The following is a 26,945-nucleotide window of genomic DNA, read 5'->3' as shown; positions in this document are numbered from 1 at the left end:
TTGAACCGGCCAAAGCGGCACCCCCTTCGAATCCGGCGATGACTCTCGCTCATCGCATGTCGTCGGCAGGAAGTGTCAATGATTCCCCGGACTCGGCGCAACCGAATTTCCCGTGCCACCCGTGGAGTGCGGTGCGATCAGGTCCAATCCGCGCGTGCCGTGCCGCTCGGCCGTGAGCCCGAGCTTCTCGGCGGCGGTGACGACCTCGTCGATGTCGGTGGGTTCGGACTCGATCCGAACGAGCGCCCTGGCCAATCTGCCCTTGAGGTGTTTGTTGGCGTGGCTGACCACCGAGCGCACGCCCGAGGCGTCCTCGGACAACACCCGCACCGTGACGGCGGCCGGGGCCTCGGCCAACGCCGCATAGGCCCCGGAGCGCAGATCCACGATCAATCCCGCCCATTCGGCGAGCACGGGTCCGGCGACGGGGCGCCACCTGCCGCGCAACGTACCCGCCCCGGGCAGGCGGCTTCCCGCGGAGAGCCGGTACCCGGGAATCCGGTCGCCGCCTCTGACCAGCCCGAACAATGCGGAGGACACCACCAGCCGCCGGTCCGCCCTGAGCCGATCGGCCGTCGAGAGGCTCGCGAGATCGAGCGCGTCGTAGACGACCCCGGTGTATCGGGCCAGCGCGGGCAGCGTCGGCGAGGTGAACAGCGTGGCGTTGCGGTCGACCTCCGATTCCTGCCTCGGTGACAGACCGAGCGCCGCCAGACTGGCCGGGCGGTCGGCCGCGAGCGTGACGAGCGACTCGGCCAAGGACCGGCGGACCTCGGTCAACTCGGGGAAGGAGAGCGCGTCGAGATCCAACGGCGGGCCGTCGCCGCCCGATGCCTTGGTCTCCGAAGGGGGCAGCAGCACGAGCACGCGTGCACCGTACCGAGGCGGCGGGCCGGAACCGGCGTCGAGGCGTTCCGGCATCGCCGCGAGACGCCGAACCGCATCCGACCGGCTGCGTGTCGACTCAGAACCGGTCCAGCACCGTCGGCCGGGGTCCGGCGAACACCGCGTCGATCATCGCGTCGTCCTGGGCATCGCCACCGGTGAGCAACCCGCAGCGGCGCAGAGTCGCCGCGCGGGAACCACCCGCGTAGAGCACGGCGAGACCGCCGATATCGATTCGAATCCGCGCCGACGACGCCGTGTCCAGGATCGCCGAGCCCTCGTGGAGGACCAGCGTGCGCAGGCCCGCGTTCCACGGGCAGACGCTGTCCTGGATCTCCATGGCGAGCCCACAACTCAGATGCGGCGGCCACCCTCGGGCGGCGACGGCGGCCCGCACGTCGACCAGTCGAAGCATCCAGGGCTCCTCCGACTCGACCCGCAGGTCCCCGGCGGGTAGCAACCTGCGCAGCGAATCGGGCTCCTCCAACCGCAGCGCCAGCACCGGGGTCCCGCCGGCCCAGCCGCCGAGGAACGCCCCCAAGGTCAGGTGGGCCCGTCGGGTGGTCGCGATCAGATCGTGCACGGTCAGCCGGGCGGTCGCGCCCCAGCCGGTGCCCCGGGTCCAGACCGCGTAGCCCTCCGGGTCTCCGTCGGGGCCTTCCACCACGGTGATCCCGTCGGCCGCGATCGTGCCCTCGGAGGCGGCCGCGTCGTCGGTGGCCGCAGCCGCCACGCCGATCGTGTCGACCGCTGCCGCACTCTCCACCCCGTCGGCCACGGCGACGAAGCCTGCGGGCAGCCGGGGGACCGCGCCAATCCCGGGACCCGCTCGTTCGACCAGCCCATTGCCCTGCGCAGCGATCCGCTGGTAGAGCCGAGCCAACGCGGGCAGGTCCTCGGTGGTGGCCTCCCGGATCCGGGTGTCCGGCGCGGGACGCAGGCCCGCCAACGCGGCGGCGGGCAGCGTGTACCAGGTGAGCGAGCCGGTGGTCTCCCATCCGAGTCGACGGTGCAGGGCGGGCAGGGTGGGAAACAGCGTGCTGATCGCCGCACCCCGGGAATGGGCCTCGGCGAGCAGCCTGGTCAGCAGTCGCCTGCCGAGTCCTCGACCCCGGTACTCGGGCCCGACGGCGAGGTCGGTCACGCCTGCGGCGTGCACGGCGCGTCCACCGAAGTAGTGACTCTGGCGCTGATCGGCGACCGAGGCCAACAGCTCCCCGCGCCTGCCGAACGCTCCCCAGCGTGCGAGGCCCGGCCGGTCCGTACCCGCAGCCAGGCCGCCTCGGCTTCGACCGAACGACAGTCGGTTCAGCTCGAACACCCTGGGCAGCTCGGACCTGGTCACAGGGCGGATCGTCACGTCGGCGGTGGAGAACTGCGTGGCCACGTCTCGCATTGTGGGTGTAGTCCGGCCGCCGGGCATTGCGACAACGGACAGCGGCGCGCGGGGCGGGGGGCGAACCGGTCAGCGGGATGCCGAAACCGTCTTACCCGATAGGAGTGTGCGGGTGGGCTCGCTAGGCTGCCCGCCATAAACCGGTCGTGTCGTCGTCATGACCGCCCACCGTGTCGCATTGCCGCACCATCCCGAGGAGCGAGTCACCGTGATAACCAGGATGTCGTCGTTGTTCCTGCGCACCCTGCGTGAGGATCCGGCGGACGCCGAGGTTCCGAGTCACAAGCTGTTGGTGCGGGCGGGCTATGTGCGTCGCGTAGCGCCGGGCGGTTATGCGTGGCTGCCGCTGGGCCTGCGGGTACTGCGCAACATCGAGCGCGTGGTGCGCGAGGAGATGGAGGCCATCGGCGCGCAGGAGATCCAGTTCCCCGCGCTGCTGCCTCGTGATCCCTATGAGCGCAGCGGCCGCTGGACGGAGTACGGCCCGCTTCTCTTCCGGATCAAGGACCGCAAGGGGGCCGACTTCCTGCTCGGGCCGACCCACGAGGAGCTCTTCGCTCTCACGGTCAAGGGCGAGTACAACTCGTACAAGGACTTCCCGGTCACGCTCTATCAGATCCAGACGAAGTACCGGGACGAGGAACGGCCGAGGGCGGGCATTCTGCGCACCCGCGAATTCCTCATGAAGGACTCCTACTCGTTCGATATCGACGACGAGGGTCTTTCGCACTCCTATCAGCAGCATCGCGAGGCCTACATCAAGATCTTCGAACGGCTGGGTCTGCGCTACGTGATCGTCTCGGCCGTCTCGGGCGCCATGGGCGGCTCGGCCTCCGAGGAGTTCCTCGCCGAGAGCGAGACCGGCGAGGACACCTTCGTCCGCTGCCTGGAATCCGGCTTCGCCGCCAACGTCGAGGCGATCACGACGACGCCGCCGCCCGAGCAGTCGATCGAGGACAAGCCCGCCGCGACGGTGCACCTCACCCCGGCCACGCCCACCATCGCCACCCTGGTCGACCACCTCAACGGCGCCGGGCTGGGCCGGACCTTCACTGCGGCGGACACGCTGAAGAACGTGTTGGTCAAGACCCGGGCCCCCGGCTCGACCGAGTGGGAGCTGCTGGCCATCGGCGTGCCCGGCGACCGCGAGGTGGATGCCAAGCGGCTGGAGGCGGCGCTCTACCCCAGCGAGGTGGCGTTGCTGGAGGAATCGGACTTCCTCGCGCACCCGTTCCTGGTCAAGGGCTACATCGGTCCGGGGGCGCTGCTGGCCAACGACGTCCGCTACCTGGTCGACCCGAGGGTGGTGCGCGGCACCGCGTGGGTGACCGGCGCGGACAAGGCCGACCACCACGTGGTGGACCTGGTGTGCGGCCGTGACTTCACTCCGGACGGCACCATCGAGGCCGCCGAGGTCCGGGTGGGCGACCCCTCGCCGGACGGTGCAGGGGCGCTCGTCGCCGCGCGGGGCATCGAGATCGGCCACATCTTCCAGCTGGGTCGCAAGTTCGCCGATGTGTTCGGCATCGACGCGCTGGGCCGGGACGGCAAGCCGGTCCGGATCACCATGGGTTCCTACGGGGTCGGTGTGTCGCGGCTGGTGGCCTCGATCGCCGAGCAGTCCCACGACGACCGGGGATTGATCTGGCCCCGCGCCATGGCACCGGCCGACGTGCACGTGGTGGTCGCGGGTAAGGACGAGACCCTGCTGGCTGCGGGCGAACGACTCGCCTCGGAGCTGTCCGCCCAGGGCGTCGAGGTGATCCTCGACGACCGGAAGGCCTCGCCCGGTGTGAAGTTCGCCGACGCCGAGTTGATCGGAATCCCGACGATCCTGGTGGTCGGACGGGGCCTGGCCAACGGGGTCGTCGAGATCAAGGACCGGCGCAGCGGCGAGCGGGTGGAGGTCGCCGTCGACGAGGTGATCGCCAAGCTGGTCGAGACCGTCCGGAGCTGACCGGCTCGACGTGGGCCTGTGCGAGCGATCGAGGATCGCCCGCGCAGGCCCGCTCAGGTCACGTCATCCGTTCGCCGGGCGCAGCGACTCGGTGATCATCCGCAGGTCGTCGGGGCCGACCGCGTTGTCGACCTCCTGGTCGCCCACGGCCACCAGGGCCAGCGCACCGTTGCCGTCTGTGGTGGGGATCGTGACGACGTGCACCGAACCCGAGGGCGAACCGCACGCCGCCGGGTCGGCGACGGTCGCGGTGGCCTGCGCGTACTGGGCGGGGGTGTCGGCCGCGAGCGTGATCGACTCCGGCTCGCTCACCTCGACCTCCGGCGGGGTGCCCTCCACGTTGTAGGCGCCGTCGGCCACCCGCCGGGCGACCTCGGTTGCCGCAGTGGGCAGGTCGGGCTCCATGAAGATGGTGACCCCGGCGCCCGCCCGCAGGTACCCGGGTGCACAACTGCCGTTCTCGAAAGTGGCGGTCGACTCGAGGGTGATCCCCTCCTGGGCGGGGTCACCGTAGGTGATGGTGTTCTCCTCGATGACCCAGGACTCGGGCACGTCGTACACCCCGCCTCGGTCGGTGCCCACGACCTTCCCGCCGGGCACCGTCGGCGGCGGCAGATCGTCGGTGCCCTCGTCCGATTCCGGCTCGTCGCTGGGGGGCGGGCTCTCCTCGGTCGTCTCGGTCGTCTCGGTGGGTTCCGAGGCGGAGTCCGACCGGCTGTTGTTCACGGCCAGCACGATCGTGGCGCCGATGGTGACGACCAGTACGGTCACCAGCCCGCCGATCAGCAGCGCCCGTCCCTTGCCGGGTTCCCTCGGCGGTTCGCCGCCGCCCGCCCCGTAGACGCCGAGGCCACCGTAGGGCCCGCTGTACCCGCCCGGACCGGGGTTGCCGCCCTGCGCGGGGAAGGAACCGGAGGCGGGATGGCCGGGGCCGTGCGAGCCCGAGTCGTCCGGCCCCTGTCCACCGTGAGACCACGAAGTCATGTGCTTACGGTAACCGGCTGGGACGGGCGCTCTCACGCGTCCGGTAGGCCTGATTCCGCCAACGGTTCATCGGTATTCGCGCGCCGCCGCGCGCCTGCGCCCATCCGCGATGTGGCCGATGGATGGCGGCCGCACTCCGCACAGTGGTGTCTGACGGTGACGGCTGCCACGTCCCGTGCCGAATCACGGGCGAACCGGGAAGTTCCACGGCCGGTTCCGCGTTGGCACGGCGTGTGACCCTCTCTCGATCCGTTCCGCTGTCCGTGCTGGACCTCGCGCCCGTCGTCTCCGGCTCCACCGCGACCGAGGCCCTGCGGCATACCCTCGACCTGGCCCGGCTCGCCGAACGTCTCGGCTACCACCGGTACTGGGTCGCCGAGCACCACAACATGCCGGGCATCGCCAGTTCCGCGCCCGCAGTGTTGATCGGTCAGGTCGCCGCGCACACCACGACGATGCGGGTCGGCTCCGGTGGGGTGATGCTGCCCAACCATCCGCCGCTGGTGGTGGCCGAGCAGTTCGGCATGCTGACCGCGATGCACCCCGGTCGAATCGACCTGGGCATCGGGCGCGCACCGGGCACCGACCAGCGCACCGCCGCCGCCTTGCGTCGTACCAGCAATCCGCTGTCCGTGGAGGACTTCCCCCGGCAGCTCGCGGAGCTGATCTCCTACTTCGACCCGGCGAGTGGCGACCCGGCCTGGGATGTCACCGCCGTGCCCGCCCCGGGTAACAAGCCCCCGGTGTGGCTGCTGGGCTCCAGCGACTTCAGCGCCACCGCGGCGGGGATGATGGGGCTCCCGTTCTCCTTCGCCCACCACTTCAGTGCCCAGAACACGATGCCCGCCCTGGCGGCGTACCGGCGGAACTTCCGGCCATCGGCGGACCTGGACAAGCCCTACGCGATGGTGGCGGTCGGCGTGGTGGTGGCCGAGACCGAGGAACACGCGCGTTGGCTGGCGGGCTCCCAGGGCCTGTCGATGGTCCGGCTGCGGTCCGGCCGCCCCGGACTGCTGCCCAGCCCGCAGGAGGCCGCGGACTACCCCTACACCGACGCCGAACTCGCGGTGGTCGAGTCCTGGGGCGCCTCCCACATCGTCGGGACCCCGTCGAGCGTGCGGGAGCAGCTCAACGAGCTGCTGGAGCGGACCGAGGCCGACGAACTGATGGTCACCTCGATGATCCATGGACACCAGGACCGGTTGCGCTCCTACGAGTTGCTGGCCGAGGTCGGAGGCCTCAACCCGGCAGGAAGCTGAGTCGAACGCGCCGTACCGGGTTGTCGACGTTGGTGTCGACCAGGCAGACCGACTGCCAGGTGCCCAGCGCCATCCGACCGTCGAGCACCGGCACACTCGCATGGGGCGGAACCAACGCGGGCAGGACATGATCCCGCCCGTGTCCCGGAGAGCCGTGCCGGTGCCGCCAGCGGTCGTCCTTGGGCAGCAGATCCCGCAGCGCGGCCAACAGATCGTCGTCACTGCCCGCGCCCGTCTCGAGCACGGCCAGCCCGGCGGTCGCGTGCGGCACCCACAGGTGCAGCAGGCCGTCGGCACCACCTCTGCCGTTGCCGTTCACACTCGCTAGAAACCGCTCACACTCGGCGGTCAGGTCGTAGACGACCTCCACGCCGCCCGTGCGGACCTCGATCTCCTCACTCAGCACGGTGCCGAGCGTAGCCGCGTGCCCAACGGCGAGCAGTACCGCCGATGGGCGGCGCAGCACCGGCCACGAGGCCCGTTCGGACCCTGGTCGACGAGAACCCGAGCGGCTAGCCTCGGATCTCGTGCATGAGGCCTTCGGCGAGCAGTTCCAGATCCAGCCCGGCTACCTGAACACCGCGTCCACCGGAGTCCCACCGCTGCGGGTGGGCAGGCGGGTCGCCTCGGCCGTCGAGGACTGGTACACCGCCGCCCATCCCAATGCCTCCTTCGACGCGGAGGTGGATGCGGCCCGCGCCGCATTCGCCACGCTGGTCGGCGCGGATCCGGACCGGGTGGCCATCGGCTCGGCGGTGTCGAGTCTGATCGGGATGGTCGCCGCCGGGGTGCCCGACGGGACCAGGGTGCTGACGGCCGCCGAGGAGTTCGGCAGTGTGGTGCGACCGTTCGCGGTCCACGCCGACCGGGGAGTCACCATCACCGAGGTCGACCTCGAGGCGCTTCCCGAGCGGGTCGCCGACCACGACCTGGTGACGGTGTCCGTCACGCAGTCCCGCGATGGACGCACCGTGGATCTGGCGGCCCTACGCGCGGCCGCGGAGCGGACCGGTGCTCGAGTCCTGCTGGACGTCAGCCAGGCCGCCGGTTGGCAGCCGCTGTCGTTGGGTTGGGCCGACTGGTTGGTCGGGGTCTCGCACAAGTGGCTGCTCAGCACCAACGGGGCCTGCTGGCTGGCCTGCTCGGAACGAGGGCTGGCCGAGGCCCGGCCGTCGGCTGCGAGCTGGTACGCCGCCGACGACCGCTGGAACAATCTCTACGGGGCGTCCGCCGCACTCCATCCCGGAGCCAGGGGCCTGGACACCTCCCCGATCTGGCATGCGCATCTCGGCGCGGCCGAGGCGCTGCCCTGGTTGGTGAGTCTGGACCTCGCCTCGGTGCGCGCACACTGCGTCGGCCTGGCCGACCTGCTGTTGGAACGACTCGACCTGGCCCCGAGGGACTCCGCGATCGTCGCGCTGGATCTGCCCGACGGTGCGGGCAGCTTGGCCGAACAGGGCATCGCGGCCTCGGTTCGATCGGGCAGGGTCCGGTTGTCCTTCCACCTCTACAACACCGAGGAGGACGTCGACCGTGTGGTGCGTGCGCTTCGAAGCTGATTCGAGAGGTGTCGTCGCCTGAGGAGCCGAAACACATTACGGTGTGTCCCCATGGCGAACCCGGATCACGATTCCGACCCGGCGACACGACAGGCGGGGCCGAGGAACATCGAGACGACTACTCCGATGCCCGCTGTATCCGGTTCGTCATGGTCTACGCCGGAGAGCGTCGAGCAGTCCGCTGAGCAGGCCACGACCGAGCACTCGAAGCCGGATTCAGTCCGATCCGGGTCCCGACACGCCGCCCACGCGCGGCCCGATGCCGATGGTGCCGAGGAGCAACCGACCTCGACGACCGAGTCGTCCCAGGATCGACTGCCGTCGGCGCATTCGGGGTCGCAGGCGTCGTTAGCCTCGGCACATTCCACCGAGGCGCGGGGCGGCGCCCATTCCTCCGGCGGGCACCGAGGGTTCGTGCCGCCCGGGCAGGCCGATGTCCATGATCCGCAGCAGAACGTTGCGCCGAGATTCGGTCCGCCGACGCCGCCGCCGGGTTTCCACAACCCCGCCGATCAGGCCACCGTCGCGCAGCCGCTGCCGCCGCCGACCCCCGCACAGGGATTCGCGATGGGCGCCGCCACCTCGGTACCGCCCAGTCCCGCGTATCAGCCGCAGACAGCGCAGCCGCCCGCATCGGGGCCCGTTCAGCACGACCAGACCGCGCACTACGGCCAGAGCCCCCAGGCAGCCCAGAGTCCCCAGACCGCCCAGTACGGTCAGAACGCCGCGCACCCGCCCGCTGCGGGCCCCGTCCAGTACGGGCAGCAGCCCGCTGCGCAACCGCCGCCCCCGACGCCCGGGCATGGCATGCCCGCCCAGCCCTGGCAGGCGACCCCGGCACCCGGTTTCGCCGCCCAGCCCGCCGCCGCTGCGCAAGGCCATCCAGGCGCTCAGGTCGGCCACAACGCCCCACCGACCCCCGCCCAGGGTTTCGGTGCTCCCATGGGGCATTCGGCGCCCAGCGCGGCGCCACAGGGCCAGCACGGTCCGGCTGCGGCTCGGCAGGGTCCGCCCGGCGGTCCGACCTCGGCGGGCGCGGCGGCACGGCCGCCGGGCGGCACTCGCAGACCTCGGCCCGCTGCCGCACCGCCGCCGAAGAGCAAGACCGCCGACTACCTGCTCAAGGGGCTCGGCCTCGTGCTGGTCGCGGTGATCTCCGGCACGGTGTATCTGCTCCTCCAGCCCAAGCCCCACTCTGACCCCTCGGATCGAGCCGACCGCCCGGGTACGACGGAACCGTCGACCGGCAACGATGTCGAGGAGCTGCCCTACGAGTTCGCGACCGTGCCGCAGGGCGAGCGCAGCTACTCCGGGGTGGGCTGCGTCGATCACTCCTACGGCCAGGTGAAGCAGTTCTTCCAAGACCACACCTGCACCGAGCTGACCCAGCTGCTCTACACCACGACGCACGAGGGCGAAGGCGTCGCGGTGTCCTTGGTCGCGGTCCGGTTCGACCAGGAGGAGACCGCCAGCGCGCTGAACACCCTCACCACGCAGGACGGGACCGGAAACGTCAACGACCTGCTGACCGAGGGCGTGCGGATCGAGGGCGGGCCCTCCGACCTGTACCCGGGCGCCGGTTATGCCTCCGAGCAGCGGGGCGACACCCTGCTGATCTCCGAGTCGACCTTCTACGACAACCGCGAGGATCCGACCAGTAAGGCCGTCCTGCAGGGAATCAGCGCCGAGGCGATCAAGCAGTACGACGACAACGGCGACTGATCAGGTCCGGCCCGGACCGGGACGCCGGGTGAGTCGTCGACTCACGCGGGCCCCGGCCCGGATGATCACGATGGCGAGCCGGGGAAGGGAACGGTCGACGGCGTCTGACCGGCGACCCGCCGCCAACGGGTCGCGCGCAGGGCCGCGTCGGTGAGCATCTCCAAGGTGATGCCGCGCAGCTCCGGCTCCTGGGCCCGCTCCAACACCGCGCGCCAGCCCGCCGCGCAGTCGGACTCGGTCAACACCAGCATCGCCACGGCCGAGGCGTGGTCGGTGACCGGCTCCGGCGGCTGATACGCGGCCTCGGTGGGGGCCGGATCGGTGCCCTGCGCCCGCAGCGCGGTCTCCACGAGGTCGCGGCGATCGGTGTGGATCCGGGTGCCCTCGGCCAGCGCCTCGGCGACCGAGGCGTCGGTGAAGGCAGCGGCCAGGCCATAGGCCCACACGGCGGCGTGCTCGGCGCCCAACGCCTGCTGTACCGACTCGACGGCGTCGCCCAGATCGAGGGTCGCCTCGTTGGAACCGGAGGTCTCCTCGGTGGTCGGGTCGTCGCCTGCGGTGGCGCGGGGTACACGATCGATCATCGGAGCACCTCTCCCAGGGTCGTGCAGCTCGCGCTGATGGATCCGACCAGTCCGGCCCGGTGACCGGACAGGCTCGATGTCGATTCGGCCGCCTGCGCGGCGGCCTGTCCGACGGCCTCCTGAAGCGTGACGAGTGCGGACTCGGCATCGGCGGGCGGCTCCGCCGGTTCGGGCTGTGGTGCGGCGGAGGATTCGGTGGGCGGCACGGTCACCGCCCGGTCGATCTCTTGGCGCAGTGCGTCGGCGTGGGCGGCCCGATCGGCGGCGACCGGGCCGACCCGGTCGGCCAGCTCCGGGAAGGCCGCGACGACCGCCTCGGCCAGCGCGGCGTCGGCCTCGGCTGACTCCAACAACGGTTCGAGGACATCCGGCTCGGGTGGCGGCGGCTCGGTGCACGCGGCCAGCAACGGCAATGCCACCGCGCCGAGCAGCCCGGCGAACAGGAGCCTGCGCCGTCCGATCGGCCGGGCGGCGGGCTTGGGTGGCGGAGACGGAGTGGTCGGGAGAGTCACGATCGTTCATCCTGCCAGCGCGGTGCGCGGGGCCGTTCGCCGTGCCTGCGGGCATCTCCGGGCCGGGCCACTTCACCCACGCGATACCCTGGTCCACTACGACCGTCCAGACTCGTGCTGGCCGGGCGGCCCGCCATGCGCGGTGGCGGCATGGTCGCCGCGGCCGCAGCGGAGGAACCCGAGCAGCAGCGAACCCGAGGGAGTCGAGTACGTGCCGAGTGGTCAGGACCGGGGTGCGCAGTCCAAGAAGAGGGCCGTGCCCGCAGGACGGGGCGCCGCGACATCGGCGGAGTTGGAACCCCTGATCGCCCAGGCCCTCGTCGCGCTCGGTTTCGAGCTCGACTCACTGGACATCGGGCGTGCGGGCAATCGACGTGTCGTCAAGGTCGTGGTGGATTCGGAGACCGGAATCGGTCTGGACGACATCGCCTCGGCCAGCAGAGCGGTGTCCTCGGTGCTGGACGGCCAGGACGACGAGACCGATTCGTTGTTCGGCGGCCCCTACACACTCGAGGTCACCTCGCCGGGCGTCGACCGGCCGCTGACCAAGCCGAGGCACTGGCGACGGGCTCGTCGCAGGCTGGTCACGGTGCGGCTCGCCGACGGCGGTGACCTGACGGGACGCGTCGGTGCCTGTGACGAGGACGGGGTCACACTCCTGGTCGACCGGACGCTGCGCCGCCTGGCATTCGCCGAGGTGGAGCGCGCGACGGTGGAGGTGGAGTTCCGGCCACCCGCCGAGGAGGACCTCCTGCTGCTGGGCGACGAGGCAGAACACGACCGGCAGGCTGCCGGCGTGGATCAGGACGCGCACGCCGAGGGCGTGCGGTCGAATACGGAGGAGAAGTCGCAGTGAACGTCGACATCGCCGCACTTCGGGCGATCGAGCGGGACAAGGACATCCCCTTCGACACGGTTCTCGAGGCAATCGAGAGCGCGCTCCTCACCGCATACCGGCACACCGAGGGGCACCACCCGCACGCCAGGATCGACATCGATCGCAAATCCGGCATGGTGCGGGTGCTGGCCTACGACCTCGACGCCGAGGGCGCGGTCACCGAGGAGTGGGACGACACCCCGGAGGGCTTCGGGCGGATCGCGGCGACCACCGCGCGACAGGTCATCCTGCAGCGGTTGCGCGATGCGGAGCACGAGCGCACCTACGGCGAGTTCGCCGCCAAGGAGGGCGAGATCCTGGCCGGGGTCGTGCAACGCGACGCCAGGGCCAACGCCAGGGGTATGGTGGTGGTCCAGGTCGGTGAGATCGAGGGAGTGATCCCGCCTGCGGAGCAGGTCCCCACCGAGACCTACACCCACGGAAGTCGCATCAAGTGCTACGTGGTCGGAGTGTCGCGGGGCGCCAGGGGCACCCAGGTCACCCTCTCGCGGACCCACCCGAACCTGGTGCGCAAGCTGTTCGCGCTGGAGGTCCCCGAGATCGCCGACGGGGTCGTGGAGATCCCGGCCGTCGCGCGTGAGTCGGGACACCGATCCAAGATCGCCGTTCACTCGACGGTGTCCGGGGTCAACGCCAAGGGCGCGTGCATCGGTCCGATGGGCGCACGGGTGCGTAACGTGATGAGCGAGTTGGGCGGTGAGAAGATCGATATCGTCGACTTCTCGGATGACCCGGCCTCGTTCGTCGGCAACGCGCTCTCACCCGCCAAGGTGGTATCCGTCCAGGTCGTGGACGAGCGCGCCAAGACCGCACGGGTGATCGTTCCCGATTTCCAGCTCTCGTTGGCGATCGGAAAAGAAGGACAGAACGCCAGGTTGGCGGCCAGACTCACCGGCTGGCGGATCGACATCCGCAGCGATGCGGAACCCGCCACACCGGTCCAGGACCTGCCGATCTCGACATCGGATTCCGCAGGCTCCCCAACGGCCGGTTCGGCTGAGTGAGAGGCACGGGTTAAACTTTCATTGGATCACCACATGTCAGCGATTCCAGAGCGCGCTCGTCCGGTACGGACCTGTGTCGGCTGTCGTCGCCGTGCGGTGGTATCCGAGCTGTTGAGGGTGGTGGCCGCGACCGGTGTCGTGGTCCCGGACCCCAAGCGAAGACTCTCGGGCAGGGGTGCCTGGCTGCATCCCGACCCGAAGTGCCTTCGGCTCGCCGAGCGACGTCGGGCTCTTCCCCGTTCGCTGCGCGTTCCGGGGCCGCTCGACTTGTCGGCGGTGCGGACGTATCTCGGTGTCGTCGAAGGTGTTGAAGACTGACGTGGAGCCCTTCCACGTCTGCCGCAAGAGGAAGCAGGTCGACCCGTCATGAAGCAGCCGTGAAGCTGAAGCCATGAACGTGTTTCGACGGTAGGACGAGGTCGTGCGGGAACTGCCGCTCGGCCTCACCAGATGAGGAGAGCAGTGGCAGGCAAGGCCCGCGTGCACGAGCTCGCAAAAGAGCTCGGCGTCACGAGCAAAGAAGTACTGACCAAGCTCCAGGACCTCGGCGAGTACGTGAAGTCGGCGTCCTCCACGGTGGAGGCGCCGGTCGCCCGCAGACTGCGGGACGCATTCCCGAAGGGTGACGGAGGACGGTCTCGTCGGAGCGGACCCCGCCCCGAGACCTCGGCGAAGCCGGGTCCGCCCGCGCCGAAGTCCCAGTCCGACGAGTCGGGCACGGAGCGCCCTGCGGTGCGCCCCGGTCCCGGGATGTTCAAGCCCGGTCCGGCCAAGCCTGGACCGGCCAAGCCTGCGCCGCAGGCGGAGCAGCAGGCCGCCCCGGCGGCTCCCGCGACTCCGACCCCCGGCCCGGCTCCGACCCCGACACCTCCGCCTGCGAAGAAGCCCGCAGCAGCGGCCGAGTCGGCCAAGCCCAGTGGACCCGCCCCGACGTCGGGCGGACCGCAGGCAGGCGGACGTGCGCCGATGCCCGGCCCGCGCAAGCCTGCGCCGAAGCCGGAGCAGACCCCGTCGCCGCAGCAGCGCGGCCCGGAGCGTCCGGGCGGCAACCGTCCGGGTGGAAACAGGCCCGCCCCTGGTGGGTCGGTGGTTCCCCCGAGGCCGCAGTCGCCGAAGCCAGGCCCGCGTGCACCTCGGCCGGGTAACAACCCGTTCGGCGTCGGCGGTGCCTCGCCGCGACCGGCGGGCCCCCGTTCCGGCGGCCAGGGCGGCAGTGGCGGCCCCGGCGGCAGCGGTGGTCCCGGTGGCGGTGCGCCGCGTCCCGGCGGTAACCGGCCCGAGCGCGGTGCACCGCGTTCCGACCGAGGTGGCTCCTCCGGTGGCGCCCGTCCCTCGGGTCCCGCAGGCGGTGGCGGCGGCAACCGGCCCAACCCGGGCATGATGCCGCCTCGGCCCAACCCCGGCATGATGCCGTCCGGTAGGCCCTCCGGTGGTCCCGGCGGCGGTGGCGGTCGTCCCGGCGGCGGTCGCCCCGGTGGCGGCGGCGGCCGGCCGGGTGGTCCCGGTGGCGGCGGTGGTCGTCCCGGTGGCGGCGGCGGTGGCGGTTACCGAGGCGGCGGCGGTGGCGGCGGCTACCGAGGCGGCCCCGGCGGTGGCGGCGGCGCTCCCGGTGCAGGTGCTCCGCCCGCAGGCGGCTTCCGTGGCCGTCCCGGCGGTGGCGGTAACCGAGGTCGGGGTGGCGCGGCGGGTGCCTTCGGGCGTCCCGGCGGTCCGGCTCGACGCGGCCGCAAGTCGAAGCGGCAGAAGCGTCAAGAGTTCGACAACATGCAGGCGCCCTCGGTCGGCGGCGTCCGGCTGCCCCGGGGTAACGGCGAGACGGTCCGGCTGCCCCGAGGTGCCTCGCTCACCGACTTCGCCGAGAAGATCAACGCCAACCCGGCCGCGATGGTCCAGGCGATGTTCCACCTCGGTGAGATGGTGACGGCGACTCAGTCGGTCTCCGACGAGGTCCTGGGCCTGCTCGGCCAGGAGATGAACTACACGATCCAGGTCGTGAGCCCGGAGGAGGAGGACCGAGAGCTCCTCGACACCTTCGACATCACCTACGGCGAGGACGCGGGCAACGAGGACGACCTCGAGTTCCGTCCGCCGGTGGTGACCGTCATGGGTCACGTCGACCACGGTAAGACCCGACTGCTGGACACGATCCGCAAGACCAACGTCCAGGAGGGCGAGGCAGGCGGCATCACCCAGCACATCGGTGCCTACCAGGTGAAGCTCGACATGGGCGAGCAGGAACGTCTGATCACCTTCATCGACACCCCCGGTCACGAGGCGTTCACCGCCATGCGTGCCCGTGGTGCGAACTCGACGGACATCGCGGTGATCGTGGTCGCCGCCGACGACGGCGTCATGCCGCAGACGGTGGAGGCCATCAACCACGCCCAGGCGGCGAACGTGCCGGTGGTCGTGGCGGTCAACAAGATCGACAAGCAGGGCGCCAACCCGCAGCGGATCCGTCAGCAGCTCACCGACTACGGGCTGGTCGCCGAGGAGTACGGCGGCGAGACGATGTTCGTCGACATCTCGGCGCGACAGGGCACCAACATCGAGAGCCTTCTCGAGGCCATCGTGCTGACGGCGGACGCGACGTTGGACCTGCGGGCCAACCCGAACATGGAGGCCCAGGGTGTCGCGATCGAGGCGCACCTCGACCGCGGCCGTGGCCCGGTGGCGACCGTGCTGGTCCAGCGCGGAACGCTGCGGGTGGGCGACTCGATCGTCGCGGGCGACGCCTACGGGCGGGTCCGTCGGATGGTCGACGAGTTCAACGAGGACATCATCGAGGCGACTCCGTCGCGTCCGGTGCAGGTCATCGGCTTCACCTCGGTTCCGGGTGCGGGTGACACCTTCCTCGTCGTCGACGAGGACCGGGTCGCCAGGCAGATCGCGGACCGCAGGCAGGCCCGGATGCGCAACGCGCAGTTCGCGTCGCGGCGCAAGCGGGTCAGCCTGGAGGACCTGGACAAGGCCCTCAAGGAGACCAGTCAGCTCAACCTGATCATCAAGGGCGACAACTCGGGTACCGTCGAGGCACTCGAGGCCGCGCTCCTGAAGATCGATGTGGGCGACGAGGTGGAGCTCCGGGTCATCGACCGGGGCGTCGGTGGCATCACCAAGGCCAACGTCGACCTCGCGATCGCCTCCGACGCCATCATCCTGGGCTTCAACGTCCGGGCCGAGGGCAAGGTGGTCGACCAGGCCACCCACGAGGGCATCGACATCCGGTACTACTCGGTCATCTACCGGGCGATCGAGGAGATCGAGCAGGCTCTCAAGGGCATGCTCAAGCCGGAGTTCGAAGAGGTCGAGCTGGGTCGCGCCGAGGTCCGCGAGGTCTTCAAGTCCTCGAAGATCGGTACGATCGCCGGTTGCATGGTGCTCGGTGGCGAGGTTCGCAGGCGGAGCAAGGCCAGGCTGCTTCGGGACAACGTGGTCGTGTCCGAGGGGCTCAGTGTCTCGACGCTGCGGCGCTTCAAGGACGACGTCACCGAGGTCCGCGAGGGCTTCGAGTGTGGTCTGACGCTCGGTTCGTACTCCGACCTCCGGGTCGGCGACGTGATCGAGACCTACGAGATGCGCGAGAAGAAGCGCTCCTGAGACGAGATCTCGGTGGGCAGGTCCTGAGCTGGGCCTGCCCACCGAGTTCGTCCCCACCCGTTTCCTTCGAGCGGGTGGACCACTTTCGAAGACCAGCTCGTCATGGTGATGCCGGTGTACGTCGGTGCCCTGGAACTCGACCTGTTATTGGGCGATGTTCACTCGTTGAAGCAGAAGCGGTCGGTGGTCCGGCCGATCATCGCGGAGCTGCGCAAGCGCTTCGAGGTGTCGGTTGCCGAGAGCGGCCATCTCGATCTGCATCGTCGCTCGTTGATCGGGGTTGCGGTGGTCGCAGCCGATGCGCAGCATGTCCGCACGGTGCTGGATGCCTGTGAACGGACGGTGGCGGGTCGCCCCGAGATCGAATTGCTCGCGGCTCGTCAGCGATTGCTGGGGCCGGAGGACGAATAGCGAACCACCCGCCGACCGGTCCTCGTGGCCGGTCGGCGGTTTGTCTGGATTCTAGTGATCAAGGAGGAGCGCCGTGGCCGATGTGGCCCGCGCCCGCAGGCTCGCCAAGCGGATCGCCCAGATCGTGGCCTCCGCGTTGGAACGTGAGGTCAAGGACCCGAGGTTGGCGAGGGTGACGATCACCGACGCCAAGGTCACGCCCGACCTGCGAGACGCCACGCTGTATTACACGGTGATCGGTGAGAGCGTCGATGCACCGCCGGATGTGGCCTCGGCCGCCGCGGCGTTGGAGAGCGCCAAGGGCGTGTTGCGGAGTCTGGTCGGACAGCAGACCGGTATCCGCTTCACTCCGACGTTGACCTTCGCGGCCGACACCGTTCCCGAAGCCGCCAAGAGCATGGACGAGCTGCTGGCCAGGGCACGCGAGGCCGATGCCGAGGTGGCCCGGCTGGCCTCCGGCGCGACGTTCGCGGGCGAAGCCGACCCGTACAAGTCCACGGACATGGACGACGACGAGGAGGACCTGCTCGACGACGACCGCGAGGAGGGTGCCGACTCGGCGGACGGCGGGGACGCCGCAGCCCGAGACGCGGCGACCAAGCCTCGTGATGGGGCGGATTCCGAGCGTTGATGCACCACCGATGACGGGCCCACAGGTGGGCCCGTCATCGTCTGGCGTGTTCGGCCGCCGCAGCACCCCGGCGCGGATTCGCTTTCGGGGCCGGGTCGCTATCACCGCTGGTGGGGGAGTCGTCGCCACTGCGGGACCCGAGTAGTCGAACTAGCATCGGGCAGCATGACGTTCCCCGTTCTCGAAGGAAAGACCGCGATCGTCACCGGTGCCGCGAAGGGGATGGGCGCCGCGACGGCCCTGCTCTTCGCCGAGGCGAAGGCGAAGGTGGTCGTCGCCGATATCGATGAGAAGCTGGGCAGGCAGACGGTCGCCGAGATCGAGGCGGCGGGCGGTACCGCGATCTTCCACCGGGTGGACATCTCCTCCTCGGAGGACGTCGCCGGGTTGGTCGCGGCGACCGTGGAACGGTTCGGCAGGCTCGACGTCGCCATCAACAATGCGGCGTTGACCCCGGACGACCGGCCGATCGCGGATCTGGACGAGGACTACTGGGACCGGTTGATCGCAATCGACCTCAAGGGCACCGCGTTGTGCATGAAGCACGAGATCCGGCAGCTGCTCGCGCAGGGCGACGGCGGTTCGATCGTCAACATCTCCTCGGTCAGTGGGTTCCGTCCGCAGCCGAACAACGCCGCCTATGTCGCGGCCAAACACGGCGTCGTCGGCCTGACCAAGACCGCCGCGATGGAGAACGGCGGCAAGGGAATCCGGATCAACTCCGTGGCGCCGGGCGCCATCGACACGCCGATGTTGCGCGGCGCGTTGGAGCAGTTCGGTTTCGACGAGCACGAATACGCCGCGCAGCTCAGCCTGTTGGAGCGGTTCGGAGAGGCCAGGGAGGTGGCCCAGGCCAGTCTGTGGTTGGCATCGGATCTCTCGTCCTATGTCACCGGGACGACCCTGCACGTGGACGCCGGGTATACCAGCCGCTGAGTCACGGCTCGCGTATCGGTCTCAGTCGATGCCGAACGGCGCGGGATAGCGGACGGTCCCCGCAGGCGGGCTGTCGTTCTCGACCAGCGGCAGCGCCAGGAACGCCTCGTCCGGCCAGTCCTGCGGTGGCCGGATGCCGAACCGGGAGGCGGGGACGAAGCCGAATCTCGGGTAGTACTCCGGGTGCCCGAGAACGATCACCGTGCCCTCGCCCTGTGCTCGGGCGGCCGCCAGGGCGGCACGGATCATCGAGGCGCCCACGCCGCGGCCTTGCTGTTCGGGCAGCACCGCCACCGGGGCGAGTGCGAGCGCGGGCTCGCCGTCGATGTGGCACCGGGTCAACAGGACGTGACCGATGATGCGGTCCCCGTCGTCGACGGCCACGAGGGACAGGCCGGGCCGCCACGCCGGATCGGCCCGCAGCGCGTCGACCAGGTCGGCCTCCTCCTCGGTCTCGAAGGCCGCCACGTTCACCCGACGGATCTCGGGGCCGTCGCCATGCCGTTCGGCGCGCGTCGACCACGAGGCGGATCCGCTCGGGCCGGTGGCATCCGTCGATTCTGGGGACCGGGGTGACGGGGTTTCGGACAAGGAAGGACCCTTCTCGCGGGGAGGTTCATGCCGAGCGCGTGCCCCGACCATAGAGCCGTGGCGGGATGCGGCCACGGCGGACTCTCGGGCCTGCCTCGTCGAACGGGCTCAGGGCGATCATCGAGGTGACGGTGCGGGTCACCCGGATCCGAATCCGGGATGATCACGGGCGTCCGGTGACGGAGTCCGCAGCACGATCAGGCGTATGAGAGTCGATCCACGGAAGAAACGAACAGGAATCGTGGGAGCCGTCTCGGTCGCCCTGTTGTCGGCGACGACCGGCTTGGCCGGGGCGACCGCGAACGGGGATCCCGGGGAGCACGGGCCGATCGCCTCCCACGAGTGTGCTCAGGCGACCGAGCCCTGTGACGGTGATCTCCTGGTGCCGTTGAACTGGGCCGATCCGCACGGTGAACAGATCGAGGTCGGCTTCCACTGGATACCGCGCGCCGACCAGGAGGTTCCCGCAGACGGGACGGTCTTCTTCCACGGTGGTGGCAGCGGCCAGGCCATCGCGGCCGCCGAAAGCTACGCTGCGGTGCTCGGGCCCGTGCTGGAACACAAGAATCTGCTGTTGATGGACGCACGCGGCTGGGGTGAGTCCTCGCCCTTGTTCTGCGAGGACATCGACATGACCCGACCGGAGACGGTCGCCCCCTGCGCCGAGGTGCTGGGCGAGCGGCAGCAGTGGTTCACCTCGGACCAGACCGTCCAGGATCTCGACGCGGTGCGCGCGGCGCTCGGCGTGGACCGGATGCTGTTGTTCGGCAACTCCTACGGCACGGTCTTCGCCCAGGGCTACGCGGCACGATTCGCCGGACACGTCGAGGCGGTGCTGCTGGACAGCCCGATGGTCATCCAGGACGACGGTTATGTGCACAGCCACTTCCACCACGACTTCTATGTCGCGGCGAGGGAGGTCCTCGGTGAGCTGTGCGCCGAATCGGCAGCCTGTCGTGTCATGGGGCGAGAGCCCGTCGAGCTGCTCGACACGGTGGTGACGAGCCTGCGCACCGAACCGGACCCGATCGTGACGCCTGCGGCATTGTTCAATCTGGTCACCACCTGGTTGTTCGATGCGGCGGTGGGCACCGAGATCACCGCCGCGCTGTCGTCCTTGGATGCGGGCGATCCGGCTCCGCTGCGGCGCATCGTCGCTGCGGGAGCCGCCATGCAGACCCCGCCCGATCCGGAACAGGCGGCGGTGCTGACCATGCTCTGCGGCACGGGGGCCACCCCGTGGGATCGACTGGCCGACGCCGAGGTCCGTGCTGAGCAACTCGACGAGTTCTATCGGAAGACCGGCGTCCTGGAGCCGTTCACGTCGGCGGAGATCCAGCCCAACAGCGCGCAACGATGCGTCGACTGGCCGACCCACCGCGAAGCCCCGGTGGTGCCGCCGGGCATCGCTTTCCCCGCCATGCCGGTGTTGGTGATGGTGGGCCGGCTGGATACCGCCACTCCGGTGGCCAACGCCCGCGCCGTCGCGGCTCGATTCCCCGACGCCGAACTCGTCGAGGTGCCCTTCGGTAACCATGCCGATTCGCTGGGCGGCGCGAGCCCGCATACCACCTGCACGCGTGAACTGGGCCGAGAATTCCTGCTCGATCCGCAGCGGCCGGTCGGCGCCCACGACTGCGACGGACGGGCCTATGTTCCGTACGGGAGCTTTCCCCGCGCCGCCGCCGACCTACCCGGGGTGCGCGGCGGACCCGAGGAACACCGGGATCGGGTCACGGCCGGTGTCGCCACCGCAGCGGACGCGGCCCTCCGCTTGCACCCGGCGAGCCGGATGGCACCCTTCGCCCCGGAGTTGCCCGGGCTCCGAGGCGGAAAGCTGGCCTATGACTTCGTCGAGCGCACCGTCGAGCTGGCCGACGTGCGATTCGTCCACGACGTGGCGGTCGACGGCGAGATCATCGTCGACTCCGAGCACCGGGCTCGGGCGACTCTGGTCGTCACCGATCACCACGGCGGATACGAACTGGATCTCGCCTGGTCACTGCTGGGGCGGACGGCCGACCAACGGGTCGACGCCGTCGTCGACGGTGTGCCGTTCACGCTGGCCGTGCCCCGGTTCTGACGCGTCTCGTCCCTTCGAACGCCCCCGTCGGAGGACGCTCGCCTGCGGCGGGGCGCGGATCTAGGCTGGCCGGGGTCCGCGCTCAGCGGCCCATCGGCGTCGTGTCAGTCGTGAGGTGAACGTGTCCGAAGCAGGCTCCGAATCGGCATCGCAGGCCCAACGCGTCCGACCGAGGGAGTTCCTTCGGCTGGCGGTGCCAGCCCTTGGCGTGCTCGCTGCGGAGCCGCTCTATCTGCTGGTGGATACGGCGGTGGTGGGGCACCTCGGCGCGGTACCGCTGGCGGGGCTGGCCGTCGGCGGTGTGGTGCTTGCACAGATCTCCACGCAGTTGACCTTCCTGTCCTACGGAACGACGGCCAGGGCGGCCCGGTTGCACGGCGCAGGGCGGCGGGGAGAAGCCGTCGCCGAAGGTGTGCAGGCGACCTGGTTGGCGCTGGCGGTCGGTGCGGTGCTGCTGGTCGTCGGGCAGCTGTTGGCGGGCCCGATCGCCCGGGCGCTGGCCGGTCCGGGTGAGATCGCCGACGCGGCTACCTCGTGGTTGCGCATCGCGTTGTTCGGCGCGCCGCTGATCCTCGTCACGATGGCGGGCAACGGGTGGATGCGTGGGGTGCAGGACACGATGCGCCCGCTGCGCTACGTCCTGATCGGCAACGGCATCTCGGCCGTGCTCTGCCCGTGGTTCGTCCACGGGCTCGGTTGGGGTCTGGAGGGCTCGGCCATCGCCAACGTCGTCGCGCAGGGGCTCTCGGCGCTGCTGTTCTTCCGGTCGTTGTTAGTGGAGAAGGTCGCGTTGCGGCCGGTGGCCGCACGGATGATCGCCCAACTCAAACTCGGGCGGGACCTGGTGCTGCGCAGCCTGGCGTTCCAGGCGTGTTTCGTCTCGGCGGCCGCGGTGGCGGCGCGACATTCCGTCGGCGCGGCAGGCGCGCACCAGATCGTCCTCCAGCTCTGGACCTTCCTGTCCCTGGTGCTGGACTCGCTGGCCATCGCGGCGCAGGCGCTGGTGGGCGCCGCGCTCGGGCGGGGAGACCGGAAGCAGGCGACCGGTTTGGCGTGGCAGGTCGCCCGGTATGGCCTGCTGTTCGGCCTGGCGCTGGGCGTGATCTTCGCCTCGGTATCCGACGTGTTGCCTCGGGTCTTCACCCCGGATGCGGTGGTGCTGGCCGAGGTGCCCTCGGCCTGGTGGTTCTTCGTGGCACTGCAACCGCTCGCCGGGGTGGTCTTCGCGCTCGACGGCGTGCTGCTCGGGGCGGGCGATGCGGCGTTTCTGCGCACCGCGACCCTGTTGGCCGCCGTGGTCGGCTTCCTCCCGCTGATCTATCTGTCGATGTTCCTCGGGTGGGGGTTGGCGGGCATCTGGACCGGCTTGGCGGCGTTCATCGTGTTGCGGCTAATCGCCGTACTACTGCGAACTCGCGATGGGCGTTGGGCGGTGGTGGGGGCGGTGCGTTGATTTCGAGCGTGGGAAGAGGGCCGGAAGCTCGGAAACAGACTTCTGGACTTCCTTAAGTCGGGAGAATTCACCATCGAATCCGAGAGGCGATAACCAATCGCCTCTCGGATTCGGCCGATTGTTCGCCGATCAGTTCGGGCAGCCCTGCCTACCGCTGCTCATGGAATAGCGGACGCCATTCCAGTCGATGTATCCGGCGGCGGCTACGCACCGGGCGGCCGTGCCGGTGACTCCCACCGGCCCCGCGTAGAAGGAGAAGTTGCCGGTGTCCCGCCTCGACGTCTGGTCGGCCGTGCAGGCCTGGCCTTCGCCGCTGGTCTGGGTGCAGCGCACGATCTGCACCGAGGTGTTCGCCGGTACGCCGTAGGCCGCTCCTCGGTGGTAGAAGCAGGCGCTGTTGGTGCCGCCGTTGGACGAGTTGTAGTAGATCACCAGCTCGCCGAGGCCGCTAGGGTGCGTCCGGCTGTAGGTGATGTGTCCGGAACACGACACGGCGGCCGTTTCCGGATTCTCGCTGGTGTTCGCCGAGGCGGTGGTGAATCCGCCCATGGTCAGCATGATGCCCACCGCGGCGAGTAAGGAGTACAAGGATTTCCTCAGTGTGCGCATTTCCCCCTACGATCCCCTCTTGGAATGGCAGTGAATTCTCGGGACTCCCCAGTCCCGGCGCGATTGTTCGCGGTTCACCGACAGGACAGATCATGCGCCCCGCTACAGGTGAAGTAAAGCGTTTAAGCGGTAAATCATCTGATCGGTGGCGGCATTGCTGCGATGGTGGGACGCAACTCCTCCGAATGGCTGATCGCCGTGGAACGGGGAGGGCCTGCGCCCCGGTGGACGTCGGTGTTGGAGGCTGGCGCAGGCTCACTGTCGGAGGAGCGCGTCGGACACGTCTCGCCGTCGGGTCGAGGTCCGCTCGTCGGGTGTGACGGGACCCCTTGCCGTCCGCCGATCGGCGTCCCGGTGACCGCCCTCATCGCCTCGACCAAGCCGGACCTATCGGACAGTCGATCTTGAAGCGAAGCACACTACCGGTTTTCTCCGCCGACTAGGTCACATTCCGGTAGCGAATTCAGCCTCTGGAGCAATAGACCAGGTGAGGCAACAACCTGGAGGAACACCGTGTCATCCCAACGCCATGCGCGCCGCGCGTGGTTGATCTGGACCTTCGCCGTCATCGTCTATCTCGCAGCTGTCTTCCATCGCGGTTCCCTCGGCGTAGCGGGCACCCTGGCCAGCGAGCGTTTCGCTATCGGCCCCGCCGCACTCGGCGTGTTCACCGTGCTCCAAGTCGGTGTCTACGCCGCAATGCAGATCCCCACCGGACTCCTCGTCGACCGATTCGGTCCACGTCGCGTGCTGACCGCCGCGGCCGTGCTCCTCGGGGTGGGGCAACTCCTGTTCGCCTTCGTCGATTCCTACCCCGCCGCATTGGCCGCTCGCGTGACCGTCGGCGTCGGTGACGCGCTCACCTGGGTGAGCATTCTCCGACTGGTCGCCGCGCACTTCAGCGCCCGCCGCTACGCCCTCGTCGCCTCCGTCTCCAGCGCCCTCGGCGCGCTCGGTGGTGTGCTCGCCACCGTCCCGCTCGGCCTCGCCCTCGGACAGGCGGGCTGGACGCCGACCTTCGCGATCGCCGGCGTGCTCACCGCCGCCTACGCCGTCATCGCCGTTCGGTTCGTCCGAGACACCCCGCCGTCCACACGACCCGACGAGGCCCGGACCACGCCTCGCGGGCCCGCACCGGGCCTGCGAGAGGTACTCGCCCGGGTCCCCAAGGTGTGGCGGGTCCCCGGCACCCGGCTCGCGTTCTGGGTGCACTTCTCCACGATGTTCCTGCCCGGCGTCCTCGGTCTGCTCTGGGGATTCCCCTACCTGGTCGACGGGCTCGGCGTCGCCCCGGGAACGGCCAGTGTCCTGGTCGGACTGCTGGTCTTCGGCGGCGTGTTCGCCGGGCCCCTGGTCGGCGCGTTGATCGGTCACCGGCCCACCTGTCGGATTCCCCTGGTGCTCGGTTACCTGCTCACCGCCATCGGCGCCCTGACCCTGCTGTTGTCCTGGCCCGGTGACGGCCCGCCGCTGCTGGTGGTGGCCATGGCGTTCGTCGTGTTCGCCTGTGGCGGTCCGGCGTCCTCGGTGGCCTTCGCCCTGGTGCGCGACTACAACGACATGGCCGAGGTCGGCACCGCGACCGGGGTCGCCAACGTCGGCGGCCACTTCGCCACCGCGTTCTCCGCCCTGCTGATCGGGGTGCTGCTCGACGTCACCGCCGTCGACGGGGTCGGCTCCTTCCGCATCGCCTTCCTCGGTGTCGGCGCGCTGATGGTGTTCGGCATGACGCGCACCCTGGTGTGGTGGCGGCGGGCGCGTGCCGTGGTGCTGGCCGCCGATGCGCGCGGCGAGTCGGTGCCGGTGCGGTTGCGCCAACAGCGATGGGACCTGCGGCCCGCCGCGCCCGTTCCCGCCCACGCCTAGCCCTGCGCTCGGGCCCGCGCCGGACTCCGTCTCACCCGGCGCGGGCCCCGGCGTGGCGTGCGGCAGGATGTCACCCCGTGTCCGCAACGCCTCGCAAGCCCCGTGCCTCCCGTCCACCGGTTCCGCCCGGCCTCGTCGTCGTGGACAAGGAGAGCGGCATGACCTCGCACGACGTGGTCGCCGTCGCTCGTCGAATCCTCGGCACCCGCAAGATCGGACATGCGGGCACCCTCGATCCCATGGCCACCGGAGTGTTGGTCCTCGGTGTCGAACGGGCTACCAAGCTCCTCGGTCATCTCGCCCTCGACACCAAGGCGTACCTGGCCACCATCCGGCTCGGCTCGGCCACCACGACCGACGATGCCGAGGGGGAGGTGCTCACCACCTCGGACGCGAGTGGCATCACCGAGGCGGACGTCCTCGCGGGCATCGCGCCCCTGGTCGGCGACATCCAGCAACGACCCAGCTCGGTCAGCGCGGTCAAGATCGACGGTAAGCGTGCCTACGCCAGGGTGCGGGCAGGCGAGGATGTCGAACTACCGCCGCGCCCGGTCACCGTGCACCGCTTCGACGTGCTCGGCCAGCGCACCGAGGAGGAACACACCGACATCGACGTCCTCGTCGAATGCTCCTCCGGCACCTACGTCCGGGCGCTGGCCCGCGACCTCGGCGCCACTCTCGGCGTCGGTGGGCACCTCGCCGCGCTGCGGCGGACCCGGGTCGGCCCCTTCGGCATCGGCAACGCCAAGACCCTCGCCACCCTGGAGACCAAGCCCGAACTCACCCTCGGGCTGTCCGACGCGGTGGCCGCCGCCTTCCCCCGCCGCGATCTTGATCACGCCGAGGCATCGACGCTGGCCCACGGCGGACGCGTGCCCAACGCAGGCATCGAAGGCGCCTACGGAGCATTCGACGACGCGGGAAAGCTGATCGCCCTGGTCAGCGAGAAGACCGGCAGACCGGTGTCGCTTGTGATGTTCGCCGCTGCCGGGCAGGGCGCCGACGTGCGCTGACGTTCGGGTCACGACGCCCGGGACGTAGGGTGCTCTCCATGCGACGTTGGCGCGGTCTGAACGCCGTTCCCACCAACTGGGGTCGATGCGTGGTCACCATCGGGACCTTCGACGGGGTGCACCGGGGCCATCGACAGCTCATAGAGTCCGCCGTTCAACGGGCCAGGGCACTCGGACTGCCCTGTGTGCTGCTCACCTTCGATCCCCATCCCGCCGAGGTCGTCCGGCCGGGCAGCCACCCGGCGCAGCTCACCACGCTGCGCAGGCGCGCCGAGCTCGTCGAGGAACTCGGCGTCGACGTCTTCTGCGTGATCCCGTTCACCTCGGAGGTCGCCAAGACCCCGCCGGACACCTTCGCCCACGAGGTCCTCGTGGAGCGGCTGCACGCGGCGGCCGTGGTGGTGGGCAAGAACTTCACCTTCGGCTACCGCGCTCAGGGCAACGTCGCCTTGCTCGAGGAACTGGGCAGCCGATTCGGCTTCGCCGTCGAGGGCACGGAGCTGCTGGCCGAGGACCGACTGACCTTCTCCTCCACCTACATCCGCTCCTGCCTTTCGGCAGGCGATGTCGACGCGGCCACCGAGGCGCTCGGCAGGCCCTATCGCCTGGAGGGCATCGTCGTCCGAGGCGATGGCCGGGGGCGCGAACTGGGCTTTCCCACCGCCAACCTGTCGACCCATCGGTATGCCGCGATTCCGGGCGACGGCGTCTATGCCTGCTACTTCGCGTTGCGGTCGCACGAGCGAGGCCATCCGCGTCGGCTGCTGCGGGCCGCCGTGTCGGTGGGGACGAACCCGACCTTCTCCGGCGAGGAGCGTCGCGTCGAGGCCTTCGTGCTCGACGTCGCCGAGGACTTCTACGGCGAACACGTCGAACTGGATTTCGTGGCCCGATTGCGGGACATGGAGCGCTACGACGCGGTGCAGCAGCTGATCGATCAGATGGAGATCGATGTGCAACGGACCCGGGAGATCCTCGCCGACGGGATGTGA

General features: G+C 70.0%; 24 protein-coding genes. 16 read left to right on the top strand and 8 right to left on the bottom strand.

The features are described from left to right. Window positions 1-75: 75 nt before the first annotated feature. A complete protein-coding gene (yaaA, locus tag BKA25_RS18100) occupies window positions 76-867 on the bottom strand; it encodes a peroxide stress protein YaaA (protein WP_069853470.1) in 792 nt (263 codons plus the stop codon). Window positions 868-964: 97 nt separating this feature from the next. Then, the gene (locus tag BKA25_RS18095; RefSeq protein ID WP_172803759.1) at window positions 965-2,272 is read right to left on the bottom strand and encodes a GNAT family N-acetyltransferase; all 1,308 of its coding nucleotides are present in this window, start codon (window positions 2,270-2,272) and stop codon (window positions 965-967) included. Between the two features lie 217 nt (window positions 2,273-2,489). Here BKA25_RS18095 and BKA25_RS18090 point away from each other — a divergent pair, with 217 nt between their 5' ends. Then, the gene (locus BKA25_RS18090; RefSeq protein WP_069853471.1) at window positions 2,490-4,238 is read left to right on the top strand and encodes a proline--tRNA ligase; all 1,749 of its coding nucleotides are present in this window, start codon (window positions 2,490-2,492) and stop codon (window positions 4,236-4,238) included. A 63-nt stretch (window positions 4,239-4,301) separates the two neighbouring features. Here BKA25_RS18090 and BKA25_RS18085 read toward each other — a convergent pair whose 3' ends face one another. Further along, on the bottom strand, window positions 4,302-5,222 hold the full coding sequence (locus tag BKA25_RS18085) for a DUF8017 domain-containing protein (protein ID WP_069848112.1): 921 nt from the start codon (window positions 5,220-5,222) through the stop codon (window positions 4,302-4,304). A gap of 233 nt (window positions 5,223-5,455) precedes the next feature. Between BKA25_RS18085 and BKA25_RS18080 the strand changes: the two genes are divergently transcribed. Next, window positions 5,456-6,481 carry an LLM class flavin-dependent oxidoreductase gene (locus BKA25_RS18080; RefSeq protein WP_069853473.1) on the top strand — a complete coding sequence of 342 codons (1,026 nt, stop codon included), beginning with the start codon at window positions 5,456-5,458 and terminating at the stop codon, window positions 6,479-6,481. Here BKA25_RS18080 and BKA25_RS18075 read toward each other — a convergent pair. Then, window positions 6,462-6,887 (bottom strand): YjbQ family protein, encoded by a 426-nt coding sequence (locus BKA25_RS18075; RefSeq protein ID WP_069853472.1) that lies wholly within the window; start codon window positions 6,885-6,887, stop codon window positions 6,462-6,464. The two genes, BKA25_RS18080 and BKA25_RS18075, sit on opposite strands and share 20 nt — an antisense overlap. 121 nt (window positions 6,888-7,008) lie before the next feature. Between BKA25_RS18075 and BKA25_RS18070 the strand changes: the two genes are divergently transcribed. Beyond that, entirely contained in the window at window positions 7,009-8,040 is a 1,032-nt protein-coding gene (locus tag BKA25_RS18070) for an aminotransferase class V-fold PLP-dependent enzyme (protein ID WP_069848114.1), read from the top strand. Window positions 8,041-8,091: 51 nt separating this feature from the next. After that, window positions 8,092-9,762, top strand: coding sequence for a hypothetical protein (locus tag BKA25_RS18065; protein WP_157421010.1), 1,671 nt, complete (start codon window positions 8,092-8,094; stop codon window positions 9,760-9,762). A gap of 65 nt (window positions 9,763-9,827) precedes the next feature. On the opposite strand, the gene BKA25_RS18060 is transcribed toward BKA25_RS18065, so the two are convergent. Beyond that, on the bottom strand, window positions 9,828-10,346 hold the full coding sequence (locus BKA25_RS18060; protein WP_084642768.1) for a ferritin-like domain-containing protein: 519 nt from the start codon (window positions 10,344-10,346) through the stop codon (window positions 9,828-9,830). Then, a complete protein-coding gene (locus BKA25_RS18055; protein ID WP_084642770.1) occupies window positions 10,343-10,858 on the bottom strand; it encodes a hypothetical protein in 516 nt (171 codons plus the stop codon). The genes BKA25_RS18060 and BKA25_RS18055 overlap by 4 nt, the downstream gene beginning before the upstream one ends. Before the next feature lie 256 nt (window positions 10,859-11,114). Here BKA25_RS18055 and rimP point away from each other — a divergent pair, with 256 nt between their 5' ends. From rimP to BKA25_RS18020, 7 genes are all read left to right on the top strand, one after another. Then, the gene (gene rimP, locus BKA25_RS18050; protein WP_069853476.1) at window positions 11,115-11,714 is read left to right on the top strand and encodes a ribosome maturation factor RimP; all 600 of its coding nucleotides are present in this window, start codon (window positions 11,115-11,117) and stop codon (window positions 11,712-11,714) included. Beyond that, window positions 11,711-12,760 (top strand): transcription termination factor NusA, encoded by a 1,050-nt coding sequence (nusA, locus tag BKA25_RS18045; RefSeq protein WP_069848118.1) that lies wholly within the window; start codon window positions 11,711-11,713, stop codon window positions 12,758-12,760. The genes rimP and nusA overlap by 4 nt, the downstream gene beginning before the upstream one ends. Window positions 12,761-12,793: 33 nt before the next feature. Continuing rightward, the gene (locus BKA25_RS18040; protein WP_084643610.1) at window positions 12,794-13,078 is read left to right on the top strand and encodes a YlxR family protein; all 285 of its coding nucleotides are present in this window, start codon (window positions 12,794-12,796) and stop codon (window positions 13,076-13,078) included. A gap of 144 nt (window positions 13,079-13,222) precedes the next feature. After that, window positions 13,223-16,360 (top strand): translation initiation factor IF-2, encoded by a 3,138-nt coding sequence (infB, locus tag BKA25_RS18035; RefSeq protein WP_069848122.1) that lies wholly within the window; start codon window positions 13,223-13,225, stop codon window positions 16,358-16,360. 114 nt (window positions 16,361-16,474) lie between these two features. After that, window positions 16,475-16,771 (top strand): DUF503 domain-containing protein, encoded by a 297-nt coding sequence (locus BKA25_RS18030; RefSeq protein ID WP_069853477.1) that lies wholly within the window; start codon window positions 16,475-16,477, stop codon window positions 16,769-16,771. A gap of 73 nt (window positions 16,772-16,844) precedes the next feature. After that, window positions 16,845-17,402 carry a 30S ribosome-binding factor RbfA gene (gene rbfA / locus BKA25_RS18025; RefSeq protein ID WP_084642771.1) on the top strand — a complete coding sequence of 186 codons (558 nt, stop codon included), beginning with the start codon at window positions 16,845-16,847 and terminating at the stop codon, window positions 17,400-17,402. Between the two features lie 165 nt (window positions 17,403-17,567). After that, the gene (locus BKA25_RS18020; protein WP_069848124.1) at window positions 17,568-18,338 is read left to right on the top strand and encodes an SDR family NAD(P)-dependent oxidoreductase; all 771 of its coding nucleotides are present in this window, start codon (window positions 17,568-17,570) and stop codon (window positions 18,336-18,338) included. A 21-nt stretch (window positions 18,339-18,359) separates the two neighbouring features. On the opposite strand, the gene BKA25_RS18015 is transcribed toward BKA25_RS18020, so the two are convergent. After that, entirely contained in the window at window positions 18,360-18,929 is a 570-nt protein-coding gene (locus BKA25_RS18015) for a GNAT family N-acetyltransferase (protein ID WP_236750614.1), read from the bottom strand. A gap of 241 nt (window positions 18,930-19,170) precedes the next feature. Here BKA25_RS18015 and BKA25_RS18010 point away from each other — a divergent pair, with 241 nt between their 5' ends. Next, complete coding sequence (locus BKA25_RS18010; RefSeq protein WP_069848126.1) at window positions 19,171-21,012, top strand: alpha/beta hydrolase; 1,842 nt, start codon at window positions 19,171-19,173, stop codon at window positions 21,010-21,012. Between the two features lie 121 nt (window positions 21,013-21,133). After that, window positions 21,134-22,465 (top strand): MATE family efflux transporter, encoded by a 1,332-nt coding sequence (locus BKA25_RS18005; protein WP_069853479.1) that lies wholly within the window; start codon window positions 21,134-21,136, stop codon window positions 22,463-22,465. A 129-nt stretch (window positions 22,466-22,594) separates the two neighbouring features. Here the strand turns inward: BKA25_RS18005 and BKA25_RS18000 are convergent, their stop codons facing one another. Continuing rightward, complete coding sequence (locus tag BKA25_RS18000) at window positions 22,595-23,074, bottom strand: hypothetical protein (RefSeq protein ID WP_069848128.1); 480 nt, start codon at window positions 23,072-23,074, stop codon at window positions 22,595-22,597. Between the two features lie 513 nt (window positions 23,075-23,587). Between BKA25_RS18000 and BKA25_RS17995 the strand changes: the two genes are divergently transcribed. The 3 genes from BKA25_RS17995 (at window position 23,588) to BKA25_RS17985 (ending at window position 26,945) form a co-directional block, all read left to right on the top strand. Beyond that, window positions 23,588-24,940 (top strand): MFS transporter, encoded by a 1,353-nt coding sequence (locus tag BKA25_RS17995; RefSeq protein WP_069848132.1) that lies wholly within the window; start codon window positions 23,588-23,590, stop codon window positions 24,938-24,940. A 77-nt stretch (window positions 24,941-25,017) separates the two neighbouring features. Beyond that, a complete protein-coding gene (truB, locus tag BKA25_RS17990; RefSeq protein ID WP_257786094.1) occupies window positions 25,018-25,953 on the top strand; it encodes a tRNA pseudouridine(55) synthase TruB in 936 nt (311 codons plus the stop codon). Between the two features lie 38 nt (window positions 25,954-25,991). After that, window positions 25,992-26,945, top strand: a complete 954-nt coding sequence (locus tag BKA25_RS17985) for a bifunctional riboflavin kinase/FAD synthetase (protein ID WP_084642779.1) — start codon at window positions 25,992-25,994, stop codon at window positions 26,943-26,945.

Source organism: Actinoalloteichus hymeniacidonis, from assembly GCF_014203365.1.
Taxonomy (GTDB): Bacteria; Actinomycetota; Actinomycetes; order Mycobacteriales; family Pseudonocardiaceae; genus Actinoalloteichus_A; species Actinoalloteichus_A hymeniacidonis.
The sequence above is the reverse complement of the archived record's forward strand: the minus strand, read 5'-3'. Positions and strand labels throughout refer to the sequence as shown.

Bases quoted from the DNA above. Each gene is read 5' to 3' on its own strand.
- BKA25_RS18085 (WP_069848112.1), bottom strand. From the start codon at position 5,222: ATGACTTCGTGGTCTCACGGTGGACAGGGGCCGGACGACTCGGGCTCG.
- BKA25_RS18065 (WP_157421010.1), top strand. From the start codon at position 8,092: ATGGCGAACCCGGATCACGATTCCGACCCGGCGACACGACAGGCGGGG.
- BKA25_RS18060 (WP_084642768.1), bottom strand. From the start codon at position 10,346: ATGATCGATCGTGTACCCCGCGCCACCGCAGGCGACGACCCGACCACC.
- BKA25_RS18040 (WP_084643610.1), top strand. From the start codon at position 12,794: ATGTCAGCGATTCCAGAGCGCGCTCGTCCGGTACGGACCTGTGTCGGC.
- BKA25_RS18020 (WP_069848124.1), top strand. From the start codon at position 17,568: ATGACGTTCCCCGTTCTCGAAGGAAAGACCGCGATCGTCACCGGTGCC.
- BKA25_RS18000 (WP_069848128.1), bottom strand. From the start codon at position 23,074: ATGCGCACACTGAGGAAATCCTTGTACTCCTTACTCGCCGCGGTGGGC.
- BKA25_RS17985 (WP_084642779.1), top strand. From the start codon at position 25,992: ATGCGACGTTGGCGCGGTCTGAACGCCGTTCCCACCAACTGGGGTCGA.